Origin of the sequence: Streptomyces sp. SPB074, from assembly GCF_000154905.1 — a bacterium.
Classification (GTDB): Bacteria; Actinomycetota; Actinomycetes; order Streptomycetales; family Streptomycetaceae; genus Streptomyces.
Genome location: NZ_GG770539.1, coordinates 3,925,407 through 3,930,273, shown reverse-complemented (window position 1 = coordinate 3,930,273; position 4,867 = coordinate 3,925,407). Strand labels below are relative to the sequence as shown.

Annotated in this window: 3 protein-coding genes; 2 read left to right on the top strand and 1 reads right to left on the bottom strand. The window is 75.0% G+C overall.

Annotated features, from left to right (window positions below):
- The first annotated feature begins 142 nt into the window (after window positions 1-142).
- Together SSBG_RS16375 and SSBG_RS16370 are read left to right on the top strand one after the other, a co-directional pair.
- Window positions 143-1,690, top strand: a complete 1,548-nt coding sequence (locus SSBG_RS16375; protein ID WP_037869930.1) for a PTS transporter subunit EIIC — start codon at window positions 143-145, stop codon at window positions 1,688-1,690.
- A gap of 277 nt (window positions 1,691-1,967) precedes the next feature.
- Complete coding sequence (locus tag SSBG_RS16370; protein ID WP_008747208.1) at window positions 1,968-3,410, top strand: glutamine synthetase family protein; 1,443 nt, start codon at window positions 1,968-1,970, stop codon at window positions 3,408-3,410.
- Between the two features lie 391 nt (window positions 3,411-3,801).
- On the opposite strand, the gene SSBG_RS16365 is transcribed toward SSBG_RS16370, so the two are convergent.
- Complete coding sequence (locus SSBG_RS16365) at window positions 3,802-4,554, bottom strand: dienelactone hydrolase family protein (RefSeq protein ID WP_008747207.1); 753 nt, start codon at window positions 4,552-4,554, stop codon at window positions 3,802-3,804.
- Between the last annotated feature and the right edge of the window lie 313 nt (window positions 4,555-4,867).

The following is a 4,867-nucleotide window of genomic DNA, read 5'->3' as shown; positions in this document are numbered from 1 at the left end:
TTTCACTCCCCCGCGCCCGCGAGCCTCCGTCCCCTCCCCCACCCGCTCCCGCACGCTCGGACCACGGCCCGGCGCGCCCCGCGCGGGGTGTCGGCGCCCCGTACCGGGGGTGCCGGTGGCGGCGGCGGAAGGCGGCTGGGCGATGGCCGGGAACGAGCACCGTGCGACGGCGGCGGCGATCCTGCCACTGGTGGGTGGCGCCGCCAACGTCACCGCGGTCACCCACTGCATGACGCGGCTGCGGCTCGGACTCGCGGACCGTTCCCGCGTGGACGACGCCGCGTTGCGCGCACTGCCCGCGGTGCTGGGCGTGGTCGAGGACGGCGACTCCTACCAGATCGTGCTGGGACCGGGGAAGGTCGCCCGTGTGACGCCCGAGTTCGCGGCCCTGGTGGACGAAAGCGCGGACGAGGGCGCGGACACGCGCGCCGAGGCGGGCGCCGTAGCCGCCGCGGGGGCCGCCGCTCCGCCCGGCACTCCTCCCTCCAGCGCCGACGCCCTCGCCTCGCGGGGCGCGGAGATGCGTGCCGCGCGCCGTTCACGCAACCGCACGCCCCTCAAGCTCTTCCTGCGCCGTATCGCGGACATCTTCGTACCGCTCATTCCCGCCCTGATCGGCTGCGGGATCATCGCGGGCCTGGGCGGACTGCTCGTCAACCTCGGCTGGGCAGGCGGTCTCACGGCGGCGCTGACCGCGGTCTCCTCCGGTTTCATGGCGCTCATCGCGGTCTTCGTCGGCTACAACACGGCCAAGGAGTTCGGCGGGACGCCGGTGCTCGGCGGCGCCGTCGCGGCGATCATCGTCTTCCCCGGCGTGGCCAAGGTGGAGGTCTTCGGCACGGCACTCGTACCCGGCCAGGGCGGGGTGCTGGGCGCGCTCGGGGCCGCCGCGCTCGCCGCGTACGTGGAACGCTGGTGCCGGCGCCGGGTGCCGGAGGCCGTTGATGTGCTCGTCACACCCACCCTGACGGTGCTCGTCCCGGGCCTCGTGACGCTGTACGGCCTGATGTACGTGGCGGGGGAAATCTCCGCGGGGATCGGTACGGCCGCCGACTGGCTCCTCACCCACACCGGCGCGTTCGCGGGCTTCGTCCTCGGCGGCCTGTTCCTGCCGCTCGTGATGCTCGGCCTGCACCAGGCGCTCATCCCGATCCACACCACGCTCATCGAGTCCCAGGGCTACACCGTGCTCCTGCCGGTGCTGGCGATGGCCGGGGCGGGGCAGGTCGGCTGCGCCCTCGCGGTCGCCCTGCGACTGAAACGGAACACGTCCCTCCGCAAGACCGTCAGGTCGGCGCTGCCCGCCGGGGTGCTGGGGGTCGGCGAACCGCTCATCTACGGGGTCTCGCTGCCCCTGGGCCGCCCGTTCGTCACGGCGTGCGTGGGGGGCGCCGCGGGCGGCGGGCTCGTGGGGCTCTTCTCCATGCTCGGTACGAAGGTGGGGGCGACCGCCATCGGGCCTTCCGGGTGGGCGCTCTTCCCGCTGCTCGCGGGGAACCGCGGCCTGGGCGCGACGGCCGCAGTCTACGGCCTGGGCCTGCTGGCCGGGTACGGGGTGGGCTTCGCCGCCACGTATCTGTTCGGCTTCGACGCGGCGACGCTGAGCGAGCTGAACGCGGATACCGGGGATGGCGTCAGCGCGGCCGCGCGTGCCTCTGCGGCTGCGGCTGCCTCCGCTGCGGAGTCGTGAGCTGTGGGGCGGCGCGGTGTTCGGCGGGGCGGGGTAGCGGAAGGTTCGGTGAGGGGTGGGGTAGTGGGGGCCGGTGGGGGTGGCGTCCGCCGGTCCCCGCCCCTCCCCGGGTCTCCCCTCCCCTCCCGCCGGGCGATCCGATCATCGGATTTACACAGTGGGATGGTCACACTTTCCCTGAAAAGTTTTTACACAGAGTAGTTGAGGGGTACCTTCCTGTCACGGCGGTGGTCCCGGTACGACGGCACCGCTCCGTGACAGGAGGAGAAGCCTCGCCATGCACACCCAGTCCCCGCACCCCCGGCTCGCGCCCGCTACCCCGCCCGTACCGAGCGCCCCCACCCATGCCCTCCCCGGCGCCCAGGGGACCGGGCAGGCGCCGACGCTGCCACCGGAGGTGGCCGGGGTGGCGATCACGACGGTGGACACGGCGGGGATCACCCGGGTCAAGGCGGTCCCGGCGGCGCGCCTGATCCGCGCGGGGCAGGACGGGGTCGGTCTCTCCCCGGTCTTCGACGTGGCCCTCGTCGACGACTCCTTCACGAACAGCCCGCACATCGGCGGCCCGGAGGGCGACCTCCGCATCGTCCCCGACCTGAGCGCCCTCACGGTCCTCGCGGGACAGCCGGGCTGGGCGTGGGCGCCGGGCGACAGGTACGAGCAGTCCGGCTCCCCGGCGGCGGCCTGCCACCGCGCCTTCCTGCGCCGCGTCACCACCCGCGCGGAGGCCGCCGGGCTCTCCCCGCTCATGGGCTTCGAGACCGAGTGGATCGTCACCGTCCCCGCCGACGGCGGCGGTCACGGGGGTACGGCCGACGCCGAGGCGGAGCCGTGCCCACCGGCGGCGGGCGGCGCCTACGGCATGACGCGCCTCGCTCCGCACGGCGACTACCTGCGGGACATCCTCGTCGCGCTGGAGCGCCAGGGCGTCGAGGTGCTCCAGATCCACCCGGAGTACTCACCGGGGCAGTTCGAGCTGTCCGTCGCCCCGGCCGCCCCGGTCCGCGCGGCCGACCTCGTGGTCCTCGTCCAGGAGACCATTCGCGCCGTCACGGTCCGCTACGGCTGGGAGACGAACTTCGGGCCCAGCGTGCTCGCCGGGCAGGTGGGCAACGGCAGGCACCTGCACCTGAGCCTGTGGCGTGACGGGGTCAACCTGTGCGGCGGCGGTGAGGGCCCGGCCGGGTTGCGCCCGGAGGCCGAGTCCTTCCTCGCCGGTGTCCTCGGGGAACTGCCCGCCCTCCTCGCCATCGGAGCCCCCAGCCCGGCGAGCTACCTGCGCCTGGCTCCCTCGCGCTGGACGGGCGCCTTCCAGTGCTGGGGGCCGGAGAACAGAGAGGCGGCGCTGCGTCTGATCCCCGGGGCGCCGGGGCGGGCGGAGACGGCGAACGCCGAGGTCAAGTGCCTCGACGCGGCGGCGAGCCCGTACCTCGTCGCGGGCGCGGTGCTCGCCGCGGGTCTCGGCGGCCTGGAGCGCGGCGAGCGCCTCCCGGCGCCCGTCACGGGCGACCCCGCCGAACTGCCGGAGACTGAACGACCGGAACGGCTGCCCGCCTCACTGCCGGAAGCGGTGGCCCGGTTCCGGCAGTCGGAGGCGCTGCGCGCGGCCCTCGGCGACCCGCTCTTCGAAGCGATCACGAAGGTACGGGAGGCAGAGACGGAACTGTTCGCCGGCTACAGCCCCCAGGCCCTCGCCAACGCGACGAGGCGGGCTTATTGAGACGAACCATTGAGGCGGGTCTCTCGGGGGGGCTCTTGAGGGGGCGGGTCGCCGGGGGCAGCGGGCGCGCTGAGCCGCGTCCGGCCGAGACCGACCGACGGGTCGGCTGGAGCCGTTCGGCCGGGGGTGGCCGGTCGGTCTGGGCGGCCGGTCGGGGCGGGTCTGTGGCGGCGGTTCTGCAGGGGCGGGCTGGTCGAGCCGGACCGGTCGCGACGTGCCGGTCGCGACGTGCCGGTCGCGGCGTGCCGGTCGCGGCGTGCCGGTCGCGGCGTGCCGGTCGCGGCGTGCCGGTCGCGGCGTGCCGATCGCGGCGTGCCGATCGCGACGTGTCGGTCGAGGACGACGCATCACGGGGCGGACGGCGGCCGGCGGGGCGGCGGCCGCCGGTGGGTCACTTTCCGGGGGTCTCCTCCAGGCGGTCGTGCAGGAACCCGAGGGTGGATTCCCACGCCTGGGCGGCGGCCTCGGGGTGGTACGTCTCCCTGCGGTCGTTGAAGAAGGCGTGGCCCGCCGGGTAGAGGCGGAGATCGGGGGTGATCCCCGCCTGCTTCTCCAGCGCGGCGCGCAGCGCGTCCAGCGAGACGGGCGGCACGGACTGGTCCTCTTCCCCGTACTGCCCGAGAACCTCGGCGCGCATCCCGGAGAAGTCCGGGAGTTCGCCCTGGATCACGCCGTAGAACGGGACGGCGGCGCTGACCCGGGGGTCGGTCGCGGCGAGTTGCAGGACGAAGCCGCCGCCCATGCAGAAACCGACCGCGCCCACGGAGGAGGAGGTGACTTCGGGAAGACCGAGGAGGTAGTCCACCGCGCCGGAGAGCAGTTCCACGCCGCGGTCCACGGGCAGGGCGCCCATTATCCGGCCGGCTTCGGCGGCGTCGTGGGCGACGGCACCGCCGTACAGGTCGGGGGCGAGAGCGACGAAGCCCGCCGCGGCGAGGCGGCGGGTCACATCGGCGATGTGCTCGGTGAGTCCCCACCACTCCTGGATCACGAGCACCCCGGGGCCGCGCCCGGTGGGCGGGAGAGCGAGGTAGCCGTGGGCGGTGCCGCCCGCGCTCGGGAAGCTGACGTTCTGCTGCGGCTCACCGGTCGCGCGCGGGGCCGGGGTGCCGGAGAGGGACGGGGACGGTTCGGGCGCGGACATGCGCACTCCTCCTCCCGTCGCGGGTTGTTCCCGCGCCGGGGCTGCTGACGTGGCGACGGCTGAACACCGTCCTCACCGACGCTACGACGTCAGGCGAGAGCGCACGGAGGAGGGGCTGCCGGTGCGCCGGTGACGTGGGAGGTGGACGCGGTGGGAGGACGCGGACGCGCGGCGGGCGCGGATCGGTGAGGGCGGCCGGGGCGGGGTGGCCCGGGGGAAGGGAGGGCGTGAGGCGGTGACCGGTCCTGCGGCGTCGGCACGGCAGGGAACGGGCCGGGGCGCGGGGCACGCACGGCGCCGCCGCGCCCTGGCC

Coding starts and splice junctions, on each gene's coding strand:
- SSBG_RS16365 (WP_008747207.1), bottom strand. CDS start 4,554: ATGTCCGCGCCCGAACCGTCCCCGTCCCTCTCCGGCACCCCGGCCCCG.
- SSBG_RS16370 (WP_008747208.1), top strand. CDS start 1,968: ATGCACACCCAGTCCCCGCACCCCCGGCTCGCGCCCGCTACCCCGCCC.
- SSBG_RS16375 (WP_037869930.1), top strand. CDS start 143: ATGGCCGGGAACGAGCACCGTGCGACGGCGGCGGCGATCCTGCCACTG.